Annotated in this window: 11 protein-coding genes; 3 read left to right on the top strand and 8 right to left on the bottom strand. The window is 43.8% G+C overall.

Going from position 1 to position 20,136, the window contains the following annotated elements; all coding sequences use genetic code 11:
• Nucleotides 1-18 precede the first annotated feature (18 nt).
• The 6 genes from P1X15_RS18970 to P1X15_RS18945 form a co-directional block, all read right to left on the bottom strand.
• Nucleotides 19-1,944 carry a cellulase N-terminal Ig-like domain-containing protein gene (locus P1X15_RS18970; RefSeq protein ID WP_277339711.1) on the bottom strand — a complete coding sequence of 642 codons (1,926 nt, stop codon included), beginning with the start codon at nt 1,942-1,944 and terminating at the stop codon, nt 19-21.
• A complete protein-coding gene (locus P1X15_RS18965; protein WP_277339710.1) occupies nt 1,945-2,922 on the bottom strand; it encodes an FAD:protein FMN transferase in 978 nt (325 codons plus the stop codon).
• A 71-nt stretch (nt 2,923-2,993) separates the two neighbouring features.
• Nucleotides 2,994-4,796 carry an FAD-dependent oxidoreductase gene (locus P1X15_RS18960; protein ID WP_277339709.1) on the bottom strand — a complete coding sequence of 601 codons (1,803 nt, stop codon included), beginning with the start codon at nt 4,794-4,796 and terminating at the stop codon, nt 2,994-2,996.
• 1 nt (nt 4,797) lies between these two features.
• The gene (locus P1X15_RS18955; RefSeq protein ID WP_277339708.1) at nt 4,798-5,613 is read right to left on the bottom strand and encodes a hypothetical protein; all 816 of its coding nucleotides are present in this window, start codon (nt 5,611-5,613) and stop codon (nt 4,798-4,800) included.
• Nucleotides 5,614-6,346: 733 nt separating this feature from the next.
• Nucleotides 6,347-7,834, bottom strand: coding sequence for a RagB/SusD family nutrient uptake outer membrane protein (locus P1X15_RS18950; RefSeq protein WP_277339707.1), 1,488 nt, complete (start codon nt 7,832-7,834; stop codon nt 6,347-6,349).
• 27 nt (nt 7,835-7,861) lie between these two features.
• Complete coding sequence (locus P1X15_RS18945) at nt 7,862-10,879, bottom strand: TonB-dependent receptor (RefSeq protein ID WP_277339706.1); 3,018 nt, start codon at nt 10,877-10,879, stop codon at nt 7,862-7,864.
• A gap of 312 nt (nt 10,880-11,191) precedes the next feature.
• Between P1X15_RS18945 and P1X15_RS18940 the strand changes: the two genes are divergently transcribed.
• The 3 genes from P1X15_RS18940 to P1X15_RS18930 all read left to right on the top strand — a co-directional run bounded on the left by P1X15_RS18940 (nt 11,192) and on the right by P1X15_RS18930 (nt 14,069).
• A complete protein-coding gene (locus tag P1X15_RS18940) occupies nt 11,192-12,322 on the top strand; it encodes a LacI family DNA-binding transcriptional regulator (protein WP_277339705.1) in 1,131 nt (376 codons plus the stop codon).
• 60 nt (nt 12,323-12,382) lie between these two features.
• Nucleotides 12,383-13,633, top strand: coding sequence for an MFS transporter (locus P1X15_RS18935; protein WP_409049696.1), 1,251 nt, complete (start codon nt 12,383-12,385; stop codon nt 13,631-13,633).
• A 226-nt stretch (nt 13,634-13,859) separates the two neighbouring features.
• Entirely contained in the window at nt 13,860-14,069 is a 210-nt protein-coding gene (locus P1X15_RS18930; RefSeq protein WP_409049695.1) for a DUF5522 domain-containing protein, read from the top strand.
• On the opposite strand, the gene P1X15_RS18925 is transcribed toward P1X15_RS18930, so the two are convergent.
• Nucleotides 14,066-16,969: a hypothetical protein gene (locus P1X15_RS18925; protein WP_277339703.1), complete on the bottom strand. Its 2,904-nt coding sequence runs from the start codon at nt 16,967-16,969 to the stop codon at nt 14,066-14,068. The genes P1X15_RS18930 and P1X15_RS18925 overlap by 4 nt on opposite strands.
• A 75-nt stretch (nt 16,970-17,044) precedes the next feature.
• The gene (gene mutS, locus P1X15_RS18920) at nt 17,045-19,717 is read right to left on the bottom strand and encodes a DNA mismatch repair protein MutS (protein ID WP_277339702.1); all 2,673 of its coding nucleotides are present in this window, start codon (nt 19,715-19,717) and stop codon (nt 17,045-17,047) included.
• Between the last annotated feature and the right edge of the window lie 419 nt (nt 19,718-20,136).

The raw sequence follows: 20,136 nt of genomic DNA, 5'->3' as shown, positions 1-20,136 counted from the left end.
CCCTCAACTTTGTTTGATTCATTTGATTAATAGCGCTGCTTTTTGGGCAAATCCCATCGTTCCGTAGGCAACTTCCAGCGAGCGACAATCGGTCGGAATTTTATAATTAGCTCTAAAAACACCCGTGTTTTCACCCGTTTCGACCACCTCTAACGTATCACTTCTTTTGCCGTTGATTTTCAACGTGACAAGCCCTTTTTCTACCTTATCCCAGTCCATGTTCAAAGCAGCTTTTAGCTCAACAATTACCGTTTGCCCCGCTTTGGTTTGTTTGATTTCTTTTTCGGAAGCATCCAAAAAAGTCACTCGGTGGCTACCTAGCGTCGAAAAAGTGAGCGTCGCCTGCCAACCACGGTTGGAGACACACCAACCTTCGGTAGCATAGGCGTCCTTGCCAATCAAGTCTTTGGGGTCGTTGCTTGTTGGAGTAGTACTAGCAGATTTTTGAAAATCTTTGTCGAGCGGTGAGCCATCAAGCGTACCCCGCACTTTACCCAGCATCCCGTAGCCATTCGGATGAGCCGACGGCCAGCCGTTTTCGACGCCCTCCCAATATCCACCAATCGCTAACCGCTCGGGACTTTTATTGCTCAAATGCGCGCCTACGGGATTGACTCCAAACACAAAATCAACTTGTGCCCACCCAATGTCTCGCAAGCGACGGTCGTTGAGCAAATGCGCTACGGCAAACATCGATCCGCCCAGGGCAGGAGCGCCGCCCAATTCTTTGGTTTTAGGATGCGCCCATTCGGTTTCGCTGTGGACGCGGTATTTCCAAAAATTATTGGTTTTTTGGTGCATGTGCGTAGCCCAAGCCTGCAATTTTTCTTTGGTGCCTTGGGGGGCATGTTCGGGCGCTACCAGTAAAAAATAGGCCAAGGCTTGCGGCGTAATATGCTCGGCGTTTCGAATCCACCACATGTGGCGGGGGTTGTTGAAATCCCAGTGTTGAATGATGTCTTTTGCACTTTCTTGGGCCCACGTTAGGTACTGCTGAGGCGTGCCGTTGGGCTCGTTTTTTTCGCACAAATACATAAACAAATTGCTAAAGACCGACTGCCCGTAAGCATTGCCCATTTCGTTGAATTCCTGAAAACCTGCATCTACCCATTTGTTGCTGTAAGTCCAATAGCGAACCACTTTGTGGCGGTCGTATTGCGTCCATTTTTCATTGCAGACTTGTCGATACTTGAGGTATTTTTCGCGGGGTAAATAAGGTTTCAGAAAATCATGGTAAGCGGCACAGACGACCGAAAGCTGGTCTAGTAAATTCCAATAATCATAGTTCATGCGCGGTTGGCCCTCGTAGCCTAGTGAGCCGTGGCGGTTGCCTACGGGGCCTTGATAAGCCACATGGGCATAAGCAAACTCCGCATGCCACAAAATCAAATCAATCAAATCGGGCGTGTTTTTGTCCCCAAATTCCGTTTTCCAGCGGTCATACAACGACGGATTTGAAGCGTATTGGAGGCATTCAAAAATTGTTTCCAACCCATACGCGCCCCCATCGCGCGAAGGGCCTCCGCCGTATACTTTGGGCAAATTGGCATTGATTGGGTCTTCGGAGCCACGCACGTCGATGAAGAACTCGTAGCCTAGTTTTGAGGATAGTTTTTCGATGAGGTGGTCGGCAATCCAAAAAGGAACGGAAGGGATAAAGCCTTCTATTTCGATTCTAAATTCGTCTTTGGAGACGGGATTGAAAGTCGTAAACCACCCTTCCTGATTGATGAGTTCTCCTTCAAATTCGGCGCGGTGGGAAGCCATATTCACGATTTTAAACTTAGTGCCATCTTTAGCTCCTAAGCACACAAAACGCTTTGCTTCGCCGCGATTATACCCAGCTTGATTGACCAAAATTTGGGTTTGGCCCAAAAGATGAGTGTGACTTATTAATAGCCAACCAAATAAATACCACGAAAATAAATTTATCGTTTTTTTCATTTATAAAGTCTTTAATCCCTCAGTTGAATAAGTACTCAAATTCCCCTTTTCATTCCCATAAATGATATATACATCAAGGTCTTTGCGGGTTGTCAGAAAACGCTTGGTAGCCTCTAGCCCCATCACAAAAAATGCGGTATCGTATCCATCAGCCGTGATAGCATCGTTGGCAAAAACTGTTACACTGAGTATCGCATTTTGCTCCATTTCACCCGTTTTAGGATTGATGATATGGCTAAACAAGCGCCCATTGGCTTCATACCGATTACGATAATTACCCGCCGTAGTCATGGCGCGATTGGTGAGATTCATTTTGGTTTGCAACTTCGCTGGATGTAGAGGGTTTTCGATGCCAATGACCCACGCTTGTCCGTCGTTTTTTTGCCCTTTTGTACGAATCTCGCCCCCAATTTCGACCATATAGTTTTGAATGCCTTGTAATTCTAATAAGGTAGCTACTTGATCCACGCTGTACCCTTGTGCAATCGAATTGAGGTCTAAACGAACATGAGGTTTGAGTTTCGCGACTTTTACCGAATCAAATTTTATATACTGAAAACCAACATATTGCAACAAAGAATCTTTGTTAACGAACTCTCCCTTAGGCATTTTTTTAGAACCAAATCCATACGCCTCTACCAAAGGCATTACGGTAGGGTCAAAAGCACCTTGAGTTTGGTGAAATATTTCTTCTGATTTTTTGAGTACAGCATAAAAATGGGGTAATCGAAACCGAAAACTCATAGAACGATTGAACTCCGAAATCTCCGAGTCGGAGCGATAGATAGAAAGAGATTCGTCAATCTCAGCCAATAATGAGTCAATCTGTCGTTGGAAAGACCGTTGATGAGCATCAACATATTTGATATGATAGGTGGTACCTTGTGCCTGTCCTTGCAAAAGAATCATCGGCTCGTTTGCCAGGACAGATGCAAAGGCTAACATCCAACCACCAAGAATCATTATCGTCGTTTTCATCAACTTTTGATTTTAAGTGCTAAAGCACAGGTTAGCAGCACTTTTGTCTCAGCGTACCACAATTCCATCACCTAAGGCTTCGCCGATGGCACATCATCTTTAATAATAGCCATGAGTTCGGGCAGGTATTGTTGATAAACGCCGCGTGGCGTAGTATTGAATTTTTTGGTCAAATAAGCCGCAAATCCTACAACTTCTCCCATCATACCACAGGTACGCATCACACGAGTGCTTCCGAAAGCCACGTGAGTAGTACTGATGTTGCGTCCTGCCATGAATAAATTGCTGATGTTTTTGGAATACAAACAACGATAAGGAATGGTATAAGGCGCCACTTTGATGTGCTTCGTCCCCGCAAAAAACTCTTGTCCTTCGAAATATTTTTTATTGCGCTCATCAGGAAAATGCAGGTCGATAGTCCAAGTCGCTGTCACGGTTCCGTCGGGGTATTGCTTACCTTCCTGAATATCCATCTGATTGAGTACATGGTCGCCCATCAATCGTCGCGACTCGCGTTTTCCGCCGATATAAGCTACCCAAGCAAGTTCATGCTTGGCATATTTAGTGGCTTTGTTCTTTTTCAAGTACGACCAATTGCCATAAATCGCCCGTAAGTTATGGTCGCGGATTTGCTCGGCTTGCGTAATGGTGTTAAAATTACCAAAGCCTGTTTCCCACTGCCAATCAGCCTTGGTATCGTCGATGTGGTATTCGTCCGAAAACTGAATTGCCCAAGGTGTTTCGGGAAAAGAAGTCTCCGTATCACGTGGCAAAGATGCCCACAAATTGGAAGTTCCCAATGTAAAGTCGTCGGCTTTTTCGGATGCCAGAGATTCACCGGTTTCGGCCTTGCTCTCACGGCCCATTCGGTAATCGGCCCCTGCCAAATAACCAATCGTACCATCACCCGTACAATCAGAGAAAAATGTTCCAGTAAAACGAGTTTCTTTGTTGGTGGCGATGTCTCGTCCAATCACCGCCACAATTTTATCGCCTTCTTTTTCGACTTGATATACGTGGGTATTCAAAAACAAAGAAATGTTGCGCTCGGCTTTTACAATAGCCGTTTTGCGGGCGTCGCCGTATTCTTTAGCATCAGGATTACCATTGCCGGGGTCTCCATTGTCCATTTCTCTTACAATCCGCCCTAGTTTTGGGTAATGATTTTTGTCAACATCTCCCATCAAATGCACTCTGATTTCGGAGCTATTGTTGCCCCCTAACACGGGTCGGTCTTGAATCAACGCTACTTTTAAGCCCATCCGAGAAGCAGAAATCGCAGCGCAAGTTCCGGCGATTCCACCTCCAACTACGACCAAATCAAAGGGGCCAGTATTGGCAGGTTTGTCGGTGAGATTTAGTAATTTTTTGCGAAAAGCAGTCATTGCCTCCAAAGATTCTGGCGGCGTAAAACCCGATGCATTCGTAAACAAAATGGCATCACAACGGCCGTTAAAGCCTGTGAGGTCATGCAAAGCTACGCTTACTTCTTCGTTCTGAACGTCGATTTCTCCTCCAGCATACCATTTCCATACATCCGAACCGCTTTCTCCAAAAACTTGATTTAAAGGCTTTCCATTAAGCACAATCTGGAATTTGCCTGGCCCTTTAGGAAAAGGTGCCCAGTCTTTGGTACGTACCCACACCCGATATTTACCTTTTTTGGGGAATTGAACGGTGGTAGTAGCGTCTTTGACAGGGCGACCCATGCCGTGAGCCATCAGATAAGAAGAGCCTAAGACCACAAAAGATTGCTGGTCAATCACCCAACCTCCTTTTTCGGCAAATGATTCGGTTTCCAGAAAAATGTGTTCTTGCGCCACCAAATGTAGTGACAATAGCAGGAGAAATAGAGTTTTTAGAAATGGTTTCATGTCATTTTTTGGTTGGATTGAGTGCTTTATTAAATTCAGTCATACGTTGTCTTACTTCCTTATTTTTGGGAGCCTGTTTTAATAATAAATCATAAATGTGGCTTGCCGTGGTTGAGGAAGGCAATTGAACTGCCAAAATGAGCTGAGTCTTATCCGACAATTTTGACTGCGTCGACAATATTTTTAACAAAAGAGTAGCTTGCTCGTGATTCGTATTGCTCAATTGTTGAGCTATCGCTTCCTGTATTTTGTCCATAAACGACAGGTTTATCATTTTTTTCAAAATTGCTATTTGTAAAGCATAAGAGGCCAATTGATAAGTTTCCCAAAGCCAAAGTTGGCGGGCTTTATCCGCAAAAAACTGATTATTAACTTTTTGTAAAGCATAGCGAGCCGTAAAGATATTTTTACCACGAATCACCTGCTGTATATCAGCTTCAAAACCCGTTGTCACTTTTCCTTCATCGGTCATGAAGCGTTCCATGGCCCAGTATTGATAATGATGATTGTGGTCGGTCAAAAATCGATGCAACAATTCCTCACTTTTAAAAGTCTCCGTGATTCGCTGCATCTCTGCCACGACTTTTCCGTGCGCGATGTGCCACAAGGTGTAGCAAGTATATACCGCTCCGTCGATGACCTCGTTTTTGACGGTTTTGAGCGTCGCACCTGCTTTGGCATCTACCGAATCGGCGAGATTTTCGGTGCCTTTGCCCACCAAATCCTCCATCGAAACATCTTTTAAAAGGGAGCGACTATTTGCCAAAATATTCTGCAATTTCTCATAATCTTCTGGCTTAAAAGGCTTATGATCCATGCGAGTCAACTCGGTTCTTGGGGGCAAATCGAAACGCGTATAGTTACCCAACAAATCCCAATAAAAATTAATATAAACCGGTTTACATTCGCCTGTAAGACAGACCGGTGTGAAAATATTGCTAAAGAAATAGTGCGGTTGTCCTGTATTGTCCAAAGCCAACTTTAGCGTGTATTCCGTAGAGTCATTGATTGTGACAGTATAGGATTTGGTACTTAAGGGAATTTGGGAAAACGCTGAAATGGTTACCGATAAGAAAACACATAAAATACTAGCATTCCTACCAAGTTTTGTGGAAAACCCAAGTGGTAAAAAACAGTAAGTGATGTGTTTAAGTTTTGACACTATAGCTTTGAGTTTTGAACGTAGGCAAGGTTTGGAACCTTGTCAACGTTGATTTCAAGTTTTTGAGCGTTACTAAGGTCTACAACCTTAGCTTGGAACGTAGGCAAGGTTTGGAACCTTGCCTACGTTATGTTTTACTTCCAGTCAGGATTTTGCTCCAACTTATATCGTCTAGTGGTTAACATTGGCTTGGAACGTTGGCAAGGTTGAGTTTTTCCAGTCAGGATTTTGCTCCAACTTATATCGTCTAGTGGTTAACCTTGGCTTGGAACGTTGGCAAGGTTTGGAACCTTGCCAACGTTGAGTTTTTCCAATCAGGATTTTGCTCCAACTTATATCGTCTAGTGGTTAACGTAGGCAAGGTTTGGAACCTTGCCTACGTTGGGTTTTACTTCCAGTCAGGATTTTGCTCCAACTTAGGATTAGCATTTATTTCATCTAATGGAATCGGAAAATACTTGTTTTTGGCCGTTGGCGTACGCGTTGGATAGACATTATTGACGGCTTTGGGAATCACACTCATAAACTTGTCGGTGCGAGTCAGGTCGTACCAACGGTCACCTTCCGCAAAAAACTCCCACGAACGCTCTTGCAACACGGCATCGATGAATGCATCTTTGCTCAAGCCGGCTTTCAAATCAGGCAGGCCTGCACGTTTCCTAATAACGTTTACAAATCCATAAGCAGCGGCAGTAGCTCCGTTCAAACGAGCTTCGGCTTCAGCCGCAATCAAGTACATATCAGGCAAGCGCAAAATTGGAATGTTGGGGATTTGTCCTACAATGGTGTTTGGGTCTTGGTATTTTTTAATCAAAACACCTTGCGTCGTAATCGGCGTAATGCTACGTTGAGGCACAATTTTTCCACTTCTATCCAAATAGGTTGTGTCTAGCAATTGGCGACGCTTGTCGGCGGGGTCAAACGAATCAAAAAAGGATTGATAAGCAAACATTGACCCAAACGATGTACGAGCGTACTCCGCTCCCGCGTTGCCGGGAGGGCCACATAGGCCCGTAAGTTGATGACCACGTCCTGGCGAAATTGGCGCTACTTCAAAAGCCCACATATTTTCAACCCGTGCGGCATCTTCTTTATCATACCGATACACATCGCGTACATCGGGCATGAGCGAATACTTGCCCGAACTGATAACTTCTTGCGCTTTTTGCGAAGCTTTTTGCCAATCTTCGTTGTACAAAGCCGCTTTGGCATACAGCGCATTTACAACTTCTTTAGAAGGGCGGCCTTTCTCAACGGCTGGATATGACAACAGGCCTGCGGCAAGTGCTTGGTCTAAATCGCTGTAAATCTGCTTATAAACTTCGGCTTTCGTGCTTTTAGGAATGGTTGCTTCTGCTTCAGAGGTACTTGGTTTTATCTTGACCGGAACATCACCAAAGTTTTTGGTCAGGTTCCAGTGATAAAACGCCCGCATAAAATAAGCTTCGCCCACGATTTGTTTTTTGCGTGTTTCATCCATAACAGCCGCAGGTACTTTTTCGATAATCCAATTGGCCTTTTCGATACCATCATAGCACGACGCCCAAATTTGCTGCGGCGATTCGTTGGTACGCCCCGCCGTGCGTTGGGTGGTGTAGTTGGCATCATAAGCAAAAAGCGTCAGGGTGTTGCGCCCTACTACCGCCCGTGGATAGCACTGATCAGCACTAAAGTCAGATACAATGGTCAAAGCGGGTCCCCCTCCCATATCTCCCAGAGGGTCATAGACGGCGACAAGCCCTTTTTCGGCATCAGCAGCTGTTTTGTAAAAAGCCTCGGTATAAATGGAGGAATAAATGGTTTCGTCTAGATTACAGCTTGTATTGAGCACCAAAAGGGCAGTACATAAGCCGATGAGTCTATTATATTTTTTCATAATGAATGCTTTTTGAAAGATTGAGACTTAAAACGTTACTTGAATACCTCCCAAGAACGAGCGCGCTTGTGGATACACGAAGTTGTCGATACCAATGACCGTATTGGAACCTGCAAACGTATTTACCTCAGGGTCAAATCCGCTGTAATTGGTAATGGTAAATAAGTTGTTGGCCGACACATACACCCGAATGTTCTGGATGCCTTTGATAGCAGGTAGGGTATAACCCAATGTCACGTTTTTGCAACGAATGTATGAACCATCTTCTACGTAGTAATTGCTCACTGGCAAACGACCACCTTGCGCAGCACTGACGTACTGATTGCTCGGATTGGTAGGCGACCAGCGATTTACGACGCCTTTCAACAAGTTGCGCTGCCCCAGTGGGTTTTCAAATGACAAGCGGCTAAGATTATAAATATCATTGCCCTGCGAACCCGACAAGAACGCACTAAGGTCAAAGCCTTTGTAGGCAAGATTGGTAGAAAAACCAAAGATAAAATTAGGGTTAGGATTTCCCGTAATGGTTTGGTCCGCTGAGGTAATAGTACCGTCACCATTCAAGTCTTTGATTTTATGTCCACCCAAACGCCCATCGTAGCCAGGCAAAATAGTTTCTCCTGTTTGGTTGATTCCGTCAAAAATGTAAGATTTAATCAAGCCCAACGGTTCGCCCACTTTCAAAATGGTATAGCTCGTGATAAAACGTTCGGTGGTAGTTCCGCCGTCAAGGTCTAGTACTTTGTTGCGATTACGCGTCACGTTGGCTGATACATTCCACTTAATTGGCCCATCTAAGATACGGGCATTGGCTGCAAACTCAATCCCCTTGTTTTCCAAAGAAGCATAGTTTCCAGTAATACTTGCATAGCCCGACGAAAGCGGTAATGTCTTGATATACAACAAATCTCTTGTGATTTTATCGTACACATCCACAATCAAGCTAAAGCGATTGTTAAGCAAACTTACATCCAATCCGACGTTGGTTTGGGTCGATTTTTCCCAACGCAAATCAGGGTTAGCAATTCCGGTTGGATTGATGCCTGTTACGTAGGCGTTGTTGAAAACATAATCGCTTCCCGTAGCAGCTACCGTACTCAACGATTGGTAAGGCGAAATACCGCCTGCATTCCCCGTGATACCGTAGCTTGCCCGTAGTTTGAGGTCAGAAAGCCAAGTTACGTTTTTCAAAAAAGGCTCTTCAATCAAGCGCCACGCCGCCGAAACCGCCGGGAAAAACCCATACTTGTTGTTGGCTCCAAAGCGGCTTGAACCATCCACGCGAGCGGTCAAATCTAGGAAGTATTTGTCTTTGTAGCCATAGTTTACCCGCCCCATGTAAGAATCTAGACGCTGCTTGCTACGACTACTGTTGACAGTGCGGTTGAGGGCCAACTGCAACGCTTCGTTTTGGGTAGCGTCGTTAGGGAAGCCCGAAGCACTGATGGAATTGGCATTGGCAAATTCAGCTTGTGAGGCAAATACCCCCGTAAATTTCAAGCTATGATTTTGGGCAATCGTTTGCGAATAGGTCAAGATACTTTCGTGCAATAGCCCCAAGAAATTGCTATTGGCTTTCGAACCTGAGCCCGAGTTGTCATTCAAATCACGCGCACTGATGATAGAGCGAGGTGAATAGCGGTCGGTGATATTGTTTTGTAAATCTACGTTGAAAGACGCCCGATAGGTCAAGCCATTCAAAATCGTAGCTTCCCCATAAAGATTTATCAATGTCCTTTTTAGCGCTGTTTTGTTCAATATCGCTGCAAGCCCTAAGGGGTTGGTTACTTCGCGATAGCGTCCGTCTTCTTGTTCTCCAAAAGGGAAAATACTTCCATCAGGACGATAAGGCTTCAAGTTGGGTGGTGCGCCGATAGCCGCACCTAAGATGGTACCCGTTACTACATCGGCATCTCCTTGACTAGTAGAACCCGTCTGCACACCTGAGTTAACCGAATAACTTCCTAAGATACTCGTTCCGACTTTAACACGATTACTGATTTTGTGGTCGAGATTCAACCGATACGAATAACGTTTGAAATTAGAACTGATGATAATGCCGTCTTGGTCAAAGTAATTGGCCGAAAGCGCCACTTGGGTTTTATCATTACCTCCATTGATAGACAATTGGTGGTTTTGAATGGGCGCTTCGCGGAAAATGATATTTTGCCAGTTGACTCCTTCACCCAAGGAGGCAGGGTCTTTGTAATAACTATTTTTAAAAACTTCATTTTCTAGCTGTGCAAATTCGGCCGCATTGAGCGTAGGAAGGGTTTTTGCCACTTTTTGCATTCCATAATAGCTATCAAGCGTTACGCGAGTCCCGCCGCTTTTACCGCGTTTGGTGGTGATAAGTACCACGCCATTGGCTGCACGCGCTCCATAAATCGCTGAGGCCGATGCATCTTTCAGTACTTCTACGCTCTCGATATCATTAGGGTTGATGGTCGAAAGAGGACTAACATCATTGATACCCCCTCCGTTAGAAATCTGAATGCCATCTACCACATACAGCGGCTCTGAAGTTCCATTGATAGAGTTGGTACCGCGAATTCGGACGCTGACGTTTCCGCCTGGCGAGCCTGAGTTTTGGTTAATCTGAATTCCCGAGACACGCGCTTGCAAGCCCTGAGCTACGTTGGCGACGGGTGTCTGTACCAAATCCGACGATTTGACGGAAGCAATCGAACCCGTGGTTTCGATTTTGCGCTGCGTACCATATCCCACGACTACCACCTCATTGAGGGCTTTTACGTCAGCTTCTAGCACCACATCTATCACACTACGATTGTTGACTTCTAGCTCTTGTTTGAGATAACCAATAAACGAAAATACCAAAGTTGCATTAGTAGGTACGCCGTTGAGTTGGTACTTACCTTCTCCATCCGACACCACTCCTTTCTGCGTACCTTTTACCGTTACATTGACCCCCGGAAGCGTCCCCCCCGAACCGTCGGTGATTTTTCCTCTAATGGTCAAGTCTTGGGCATAAGCATTGGACAGCAGGCCACAGACTAACAACCATATTCGTAATTTTCCTAGCATAGGATTAAAGGTTTAAAAAGTAAAAAATATACAATTTTTAATGATTAAAACAAGCACACCTATAAAGTGCTTTTGAGGTGTTTTAAACCTGATTTTGCTGGAAGTTAGAGGTCATTCTTAAATAATCAACAGAAAAAATTGAATTTTATTCACAAAAACTATCGGGAACTTTCCCGAAACTGATGTCGATAGGAGTATTTAAAAACCATTTATCACTTTGTTAGGAATATTTTGTTTTTTTACCAATCCTTTCAACACACACCCATAAACTTAAAATAATACAAATTTTAGATGATAAAATGTCCGAAATGTTTGCAAATTGATTTTGTGCAAAAAGCTGGGATTACGCGCGGAAAACAGCGGTATTTTTGTAAAGATTGTGACTATCATTTTACGTTACCTACACCCTCAGCTACCACCGAAAACAAACGTCACCACCAAGTCACTATCATGGATATTGCCCATCAACTTGGCATCTCCAAATCGACGGTTTCGCGGGCGTTGCGGGGGCATTCAGACATTCATGAAGGAACGCGCAAAATGATTTTGGACTTGGCCCAACAGTTGGAATATCAACCAAATCCCTTAGCCAATGCCCTTTTGAAAAGTCGGACAAATATCGTAGGGATTCTAGTACCAGAGTTTCGGCATTATTTCTTTCCTACCATGATTATGGGGGCACAAGAAGTACTTTCAAAGGCGGGGTACAACGTGATGATTTGTCAGTCGGACGAATCTTACGAAACCGAAATGGCCAACGTCAAAGCCCTCATGAGCAGCCGCGTAGATGGGCTTCTAGTATCGGTTACGGCTCAAACCAACAATTTCGACCATTTCAGGGCTGTATTGCGTAAAGAAGTTCCTATGGTATTTTTCAATCGTGTTTGTCCCGAATTAGAAACTCCACAGGTAATTGTGGACGATTATAACGGAGCTTTTCAGGCAGTAGAGCATTTGATTGCACAAGGTTATCGGCGTATTGCTCACTTGGCAGGCCCCAACTCACTGTTAGTAAGCCGATTGAGATTGAATGGGTACCGAGATGCTTTGCAAAAACACGGACTTCCACTCGACCCCGACCTCGTCATTCATTATGATTTGTCGGAAGAAAAAGCCCGTATTTACGCCAATTATCTGCTTAGTTTGCCACAGCCTCCTGATGCTATTTTTGCTATCAATGACCCCACAGCCATCGAAATCATGCTCGTTGCTAAAAGCCGAGGAGTTAAGATTCCCCAAGAATTAGGAATCGTGGGCTTTAGCAACGACCCTGTTTCGGCCATTATTGAGCCATCACTAACCACCATTGAGCAACCTGTATGGGAGATGGGGCGGCAAGCAGCAAAGCTATTATTAGAACAAATGGAACATCCTCATAATGTGACACATACACTTCCTACAAAGCTCATTGTTCGTAATTCTTCGGTGAATTTAAGACCCTAGAAGCAACTTTATTTGGGCGAATTAGGTTAAAAACTGTAGGTAGTAACCTTAGTTTAGAATATCTTGAAAACTTACCCCAACGACCCCTACGCCGCCCTGCGGTATCCTGAATTTGTACGGTTGATTTCGGCCAATAGCCTCATTACGGCTGCCATCATGATTCAGGAAGTAGTCATTGGCTACGAGCTATACAAAATGACGCACGACCCACTCTCGCTGGGTTTTATTGGTTTAGCAGAAGCCCTTCCTTATATATCTATTGCCTTGTTTGGGGGGCACTATGCCGACCGCAAAGACAAACGAACCATCATGCAAATCAGCCAAAGTGTGATACTCTGCTGTTCGTTGGCGTTGATATGGGTTATGCATCCGTCTCATCGTTCTCATTTTTCCACTACCCATTTACTACTGATTGTATATGCTATTTTGGCCGTAATTGGGTTTGCCAAAGGGTTTTATTCACCCGCTTCATCCTCCCTCAAAGCTTTTTTGACCCCGCGTGAAGCCTATTCCAACGCCGCCACGTGGAGTAGTACTTTTTGGCAAGTAGGGGCTATTGCAGGGCCTGGCATTGCTGGATTTTTATACGCTTATATTGGGCTTGTCAATACCCTTTGGGTAGTGGTGGGTCTATTTGCTTTTAGCCAAATCTTGTTAGCCTTGATTTCTAAAAAACCCATCCCCGAAGTCACCGACCCTCAAACCAACGTATGGCAAAGCATCAAAGAAGGTATCAAGTTTGTGTATGATAAAAAAATCCTTTTTTATGCCACTTCCCTCGATTTAGCGGCGGTATTGTTTGGTGGAGTTATTGCGATTTTGCCCGTATTTGCCGAAGATATTCTCAAAGTAGGCGCCGAAGGGCTTGGTATCATGCGTGCTGCGCCTTCGGTAGGCGCGGTGATTACGGTTTTTTCAACGGCCTATTTTGCCCCTACGCGCCACGCTTGGCGCAATATGCTCATTGCAGTGGCAGGTTTTGGAGTAGCTACGCTGGTATTTGCAATTTCGACTAACTTTTGGTTGTCGGTATTGATGTTGTTTTTAACAGGGGCTTTTGATGCGATCAGCGTTGTCATTCGTCAAACTATCCTTCAAGTAGTACCACCCGACCATATGCGGGGGCGGGTTATTGCAGTCAATAGCGTCTTTATTAGTTCATCCAATGAAATCGGCGCATTTGAATCAGGCGTCGCGGCCAAGTTTCTTGGCACCGTTCCTTCCGTATTGATTGGGGGTGGACTTACGATGGTGATTGTGACCTGGGTGTGGTTACGTTCCAAAGATTTATTTGGGGTCAAACTGACTTAATTTTTTATTTTTTCAAACAATCTTCTTTCTCAACACGTTTATCCCGCGTTGATGATTTCATATTTGCAAGTTTGCGACCGACTTTGGGTCTTTTAGGTCAAAATTTGCAAAGTTTTACAAAAAATTCTTTGATATAAGTATTCATACAAAATTAGACTTTCCAAGTTTCGATAACCAGTAAAGCTGTAAACTTGGAAAGTCTTGTTTAAAGTTTTATAAACCAGTTTTGATTAAAAATACTTTGAGCGAGCTACCTTCTTCTCATTCTAGTAAAAGTAAAACTGCTAAGCGCCACGGCTTAGCAGAGGAAGATTATTATACTGACCCTAATGGTTTTTTGGTGTTTACGGCTACCTATCACCTCAAGCGCGGCTACTGTTGCAAAAATGGCTGCCGTCATTGTCCCTATGGATTTAAGAAAGAGGAGAAACACTAATCCCACACTACACTTTGGGTCTTCATAGCGGCGGTGAGGCGACGTAGAAGCGATTTGCGCTCCGAAGAAAGTGCCAAGGTGCCAAGTCCATCCTCAAACAACTGATAACTCCAGTTTTTGATTTCTACTTTTTGTGCTTTTAGTTTTTTCTCAAAATCCTCTACTTCGTCTTCTCCGGCTTGTTGTTGGGCAATTTTAGAAGCTAATATCAAATAATCTGCCACCCATTTTTCGGCGATTCTAAACTTTGAAGTATCCAAACCAAATAGATATTCGTAGGCTTTGTCGGGCTGCTCGTTCATCAAATAAACTTCTGCCGCGCTCAATTGCACCATCGGCGGTGGGTTTCTTACGTTTTCATACATATCAATAGCCTTATCGAAAGTCGCACCGCTTTTACCTCTGGTAGGACTGTACAAACGATACAACAAACCCAAACGCCCCCAAAGATGAGGCGCAAAAAGCCGGTATTCGTTGACGAGCATTTCAAAATCTTGGATTGCCCCTAGCGTATCTTTGAGTTTCCATTTGGCCTGTCCCCGAAAATCCACCATCAGCGCTACAGGAAGCCCTTGCCGAACGGCGGGATTGTTTTTGGCAAAATCAAAATAGCGACCAATTACCACATTCATGCTATCGATAGCACGGCGGTATTGATGGGTATGAAAATAATACCTCGACCATAGTTCGGTATTCCACCTACCCTCGGTCGAGTCGGCTTGTTGCGAATGGTTCATATACTTCACAAACGTCCCGATGTTTCCGCGATTGAGCTGCTGAGTCGCTTGCATGATGTAGGCCCGTGCCATTTCTTTGGTCTTAGGAAAGGGTTTAGGAACATATACTCCGATTTCTTCACCTATCAACAAACGTTCTTCAAAAGAAGAAAAATCACGATTGAGCGTCGCTGGAAGTTTATTAGCGTGCAGATTAATGGATTTAATACCTTTTGCTCTAAACCAGCCTGTCGGCAATTTTGATATATTATTTTGTAGCAATTGTAAGTTAGGGATTTGGGTTTCTTCCCAGCCCTCCATCGGGATAGAATCTAAATCGCAACTTGACAGGTTGATATACCCTTCTGACATACGAAGCTGCTGAATTACAGGCCACAATTTTGCCTCTTCCAACGATTTGTTATGGGACAAATCTAACGTACGAAGCCGACGACAATTGCCCACTGTCGCGGGCAAATACCGCAATCGACTTTGGTACTTTGGGGTATTTTCGGCTTTTCTATTTTCAAAATGCAGAGCATTGTTTATCTCTAAGAGCTCAAGTCTTTGTAATTTGCCTATCGATAAGGGGAGCGTTTCTAACAAAGAATGACTTACCACCAACGACTGCAAACTGTCACAATCGCCGATGGTTTCGGGCAAAGAAGTAAGCGGATTATGGGATACCTGTAGCGTTTTGAGGCGACGGAGTTGCCCTATTGAGCTAGGCAGCGAAGCGATTGCATTGTCGTTGAGTAAGAGAGTCTGTAAAGCGGTACAATCACCGATACCTTTAGGCAAAGCAGAAAGTTGATTATTCATCAGATTCAACCCTGTGAGCTGAGTGAGATTTTCTAGCTGAGATGGTATCTTCTCAAGTTTGTTTTGTCTAAGCGAGAGTTGCTTCAATGACCTTAGTTCAAAAAGTGCAGCAGGCAAATCCCTCAGTTCATTTTGTGACATATCTATCACTTCTAGTTCTTCCAATTTCCCAATACTTTTGGGCAGTGCTGTGAGTTTATTTTCTTGGGCAACAAGTTTTTTCAATGACTTCATTTTCGCCAAATCAGGCAATGTCTCAAGGTCATTTTGGGCTAGGTTTAGTTCCTGCAATGCCGGTAGGTTTTCGAGGTATGATAAAGTACTCGAAGTCAATGATTTATTGAGACGTACGATTTGTAGTTGTTGGCAGGTTGAGAAATCAGGCAGGGAAGTCCAGCGGTGTTTGCGTAAATTGTCTTCATGCAACTCAATCAATTCCAATTGTTTTAAGGCAGGCAATGAAAGAGTAGCCGCAACACCTTCGGGAGCGATAGTACCGTAGTTTATCCTAAGGGTTTCGAGCTGTTGGCACCGATTGAGTTGCTTCCAAAAAAGACCGACTTCGCTCAAATTTGAATTAGTCAAACTCAAATGAACAAGCGAGGAAGGCAGCCCAGCAAAATAAGAACCTTTGAGGTGAAAATTTCTAATGTCAAGGTGTTTTAATAAAGTAAGCTGCGGCAAAAAATCTTGTATATCTGACAAATCCCTCTGCTGACTTAGTCCTTCTAAAGTATGAAGTTGCAAAATCAAGGATTCTAAAGATTTCAGTTCGCCTATCCAATCTGGAAATACAACAGGGTATGGAAGTGAAAGAGATAACGCTTTGAGATTTTTGCAACGACGAATATCTTCTGGCAAGGTACAACCCGATGGCAAAACCAACTGTAATGCAGTGAGTTTATCCATTTTAGGCAAAACAGCTGACAAATTAGCAACGTCAAAACCAATGAGAGATAAGCCCTCTAGATTTTTTAGTATATGAAAATTTGAAGGTAATTGTAGCTTCCTGTTTGGGTTTTCATAATTACTCATGGTTAAATTACGCAACTTTGGCAATTGACTTAATTGTTCAAGGATTTTCGCCAATTTTACCGTATCAGTTTGTGAGTTTGATACCCATATAGTGACTGTTTCAAGGTCAGTAAATGCAGCGAGTGATTCGCCCCACTCCTTCTCATAATCACTCAGCGATAGGCTAGTTACTTTCCTTCCCGCTTTTAAATCAATCTTAGCTAGTCTAAAAGAAACCCCATGCGTCGGGAAGAATTTTTGCCAATAAGGATCCATAGACATTTGAGCTTGTAAGCTTTGGATACAAAGCATCAAGCAAACGACCATTAGGCAATTTAGATGTTTCATGGAAGGTACGAATTTTTTAAAAAGGCTGTAATTATTGGGCTGTATGCTTTAAGCAGTAAGCTATATGCTAAAATTTTATTCTACCAAGCGCCGTAACTCATTAAGCTTTAAAAGTGCTTCTATGGGCGACAACGTATTAATATCTAGACTTTTGAGCTTCGTTTTGAGTTCTTCTATGCGTGGGTCTTGGGGTTCAAAAAGCGTCATTTGATAATTGACCTTTGGCATTTCTTTTACTGCCTTGGTCGTTTCTTGTTTTTGGTGGCTTTTTTCGAGACTGTGCAGGATGTCGTTGGCACGTAGTACAATTTCCTGCGGCATTCCTGCCATTTGGGCCACATGGATTCCGAAGCTATGTTCACTACCTCCTTCTTTCAATTTACGTAAAAATATCACCTTGTTGCCGACTTCTTTTACTGCCACATTGTAGTTTTTGACACGCGGAAAATCTTCGGCCAATTGGTTGAGTTCGTGGTAGTGCGTTGCAAAGAGCGTTTTGGCCCGATGCCGAGGATGATTGTGCAAAAATTCCGCAATACTCCACGCAATACTCACGCCATCATAAGTGCTTGTTCCACGCCCAATTTCGTCCATCAATACCAGACTTCGTTCGCTGAGATTGTTGAGAATACTCGCCGTTTCGGTCATTTCGACCATAAACGTACTTTCGCCACGGCTCAGGTTGTCGGAAGCACCCACACGGGTAAAAATCTTATCCACCAATCCCACTTCAGCTTCGGTAGCAGGTACAAAACTACCCATTTGTGCCATGAGTACAATCAGAGCCGTTTGGCGCAACAAAGCCGATTTTCCAGCCATATTGGGCCCCGTGATGATGATAATTTGCTGCTTTTGGTCATCAAGATAGAGGTCATTTGGCACATAACTTTCGCCCAAAGGCAGTTGCTGCTCAATCACCGGGTGGCGTCCTTCTTTGATATTCAACGATTTTTCGTCGGTAATGCGAGGCTTATGATAATTGTTTTTGCGGGCCACCCGCGCAAACGACGCCAAGGCATCCAATACCGACACCACACGGGCGTTTTGCTGTACGGCTGCCACGTAGTCGTTGGCCATCATCACCAAGTCATTGAAAAGACGCTGCTCAATCACAAATATCTTTTCTTCGGCGCTCAGGATTTTGTCTTCGTATTCTTTCAATTCGGGCGTAATATATCGCTCGGCATTCACTAGGGTCTGCTTCCGAATCCAGTCGGCAGGTACGCGGTTTTTGTGAGAATTGGTTACTTCCAAATAGTAGCCAAACACCTTGTTGTAAGCAATTTTGAGGGAAGTAATACCCGTCCGCTCAATTTCCCGATTCTGAATCTGAATCAAATAATCTTTACCCGAAAAAGCCAACTGATGTAATTTATCCAACTCGGCATCTATTCCTGACTTAATCATCCCCCCTTGGTTGGTCACGGTCGGTGGGTCTTCGCGCAGTTCGGCTTCTATTTTTTCTAACAAAAACTCGCAAGCATTGAGTTGGTCGGCATATTTACGCAACGGCGTAGAAGCCGTCACCGTTTCTCCTTCTTCTTGGGCTTTTTTCTCTTCATTCCACGCCTTTTGGAGTAGCTCTTTCACCGGCGCAATATGACTCAGTGATTTTTTGAGTTGCACCAACTCGCGCGGATTGATACGCCTCACGGCCACTTTAGAAATAAGTCGCTCAAGGTCACCTATTTGTTTGAGGTGTTGAGTAATTTCCTCCAACAATTCGTCATGTTGTAAAAAATACTCAACCGTTTGCAAACGCTCCTCAATCGGGGCTTTGTCTTTCAAAGGCAATACCAGCCATTTGCGTAGCAAGCGCGCGCCCATCGGTGTCACGGTTTGGTCTAGTATCTGAATCAAAGGCACGCCGCCTTCTTGCTGCGGATATACTAGCTCAAGGTTACGAATCGTGAAGCGGTCGAGCCATACGTATTTTTCTTCGTCGAGGCGAGTCAGACGCGTAATGTGCTTTACTTCTTTGTGCTCTGTATCAGCCAAATACCTCAAAATCACCCCTGCGGATACAATCCCGTCGGTAAGTGCTTCTACGCCAAAGCCTTTGAGTGAAGTTGTCTGAAAATGTTTGATAAGAATCTCATACCCAAACTCATGCGTAAAAGCCCAATCTTCGAGCGAAAAGGTATGGAATTTATCACCAAACAACTCCCCAAACTCTTGACGATGTTTTTTACAATAAAGCACCTCCGAAGGCGCAAAACTCTGTAGTAGTTTTTCGATATACTCTTTGGTGCCTTGGGTAGTCAGAAATTCTCCCGTCGAAACATCCAAAAAAGCGACCCCAAAGTTGTTTTGTTTACCAAAATGCACCGCCGCTAAGTAATTGTTTCGTCGTGTATCTAGCACATTATCATTAAACGAAACGCCTGGTGTCACAAGCTCCGTCACGCCACGGCGTACAATACCCTTCGCCACGGCAGGGTCTTCGAGTTGGTCACAAATCGCTACGCGCTCCCCCGCCCGTACAAGTTTGGGCAAATAAGTATCAAGCGAATGATGCGGAAAGCCCGCTAATTCCTCCTGAGCTCCTCCATTGTTGCGTTTGGTAAGCACAATCCCTAAAATCCGACTTGCCCGTATGGCATCCTCACCAAAAGTTTCGTAAAAATCCCCTACCCTAAATAGCAACATAGCGCCGGGGTATTTGGACTTGATTTGATTGTATTGACGATTGAGCGGTGTTTCTTTAGGTTTGAGGGGTTCTGTGGTAGTCTTTCCGGTACGAGCCATGCCTTATATCAAATTGAAGAATAAAGCGACAAAAATAGGTAAAAATTGACGGAAATCTCTACTCCAATGCTCGATGTCTCTGCTCAGTTTTGATGGTTATTACTAAAAATACACAAGCGCTTAGGCTCCTATTTTTTGTACTTTACAAATACTTTTTTGAAATATTATTTTACTAATATGATTATTATAAAAATTTTCAACCAAAAATATCTATAATCACAAAATTAAGTAATATTTTTAGGTAAAAATTAAACACAATTTGATATTTATTCATTTTTTAGTTGAAAAAAACAAAGTACATATTAAACTAAACTGTTATTATCAAATAATTTACTTCACAATAAAACATAAAAAATTTTCTTTTTTTGTAGTACATAAACAACAGTACCTCTTCACGGAGGAGTCTTTATTAGGGATTA

It is taken from the genome of Runella sp. MFBS21 (assembly GCF_029433105.1).
In the GTDB taxonomy this organism is placed as follows: domain Bacteria; phylum Bacteroidota; class Bacteroidia; order Cytophagales; family Spirosomataceae; genus Runella.
The sequence above is the reverse complement of the archived record's forward strand: the minus strand, read 5'-3'. Positions and strand labels throughout refer to the sequence as shown.

Excerpts from the sequence above, each read along its gene's own strand:
- P1X15_RS18945 (WP_277339706.1), bottom strand. The coding sequence starts at position 10,879 with ATGCTAGGAAAATTACGAATATGGTTGTTAGTCTGTGGCCTGCTGTCC.
- P1X15_RS18925 (WP_277339703.1), bottom strand. The coding sequence starts at position 16,969 with ATGAAACATCTAAATTGCCTAATGGTCGTTTGCTTGATGCTTTGTATC.
- P1X15_RS18960 (WP_277339709.1), bottom strand. The coding sequence starts at position 4,796 with ATGAAACCATTTCTAAAAACTCTATTTCTCCTGCTATTGTCACTACAT.
- P1X15_RS18950 (WP_277339707.1), bottom strand. The coding sequence starts at position 7,834 with ATGAAAAAATATAATAGACTCATCGGCTTATGTACTGCCCTTTTGGTG.
- P1X15_RS18970 (WP_277339711.1), bottom strand. The coding sequence starts at position 1,944 with ATGAAAAAAACGATAAATTTATTTTCGTGGTATTTATTTGGTTGGCTA.
- P1X15_RS18965 (WP_277339710.1), bottom strand. The coding sequence starts at position 2,922 with ATGAAAACGACGATAATGATTCTTGGTGGTTGGATGTTAGCCTTTGCA.
- mutS (WP_277339702.1), bottom strand. The coding sequence starts at position 19,717 with ATGGCTCGTACCGGAAAGACTACCACAGAACCCCTCAAACCTAAAGAA.
- P1X15_RS18955 (WP_277339708.1), bottom strand. The coding sequence starts at position 5,613 with ATGGATCATAAGCCTTTTAAGCCAGAAGATTATGAGAAATTGCAGAAT.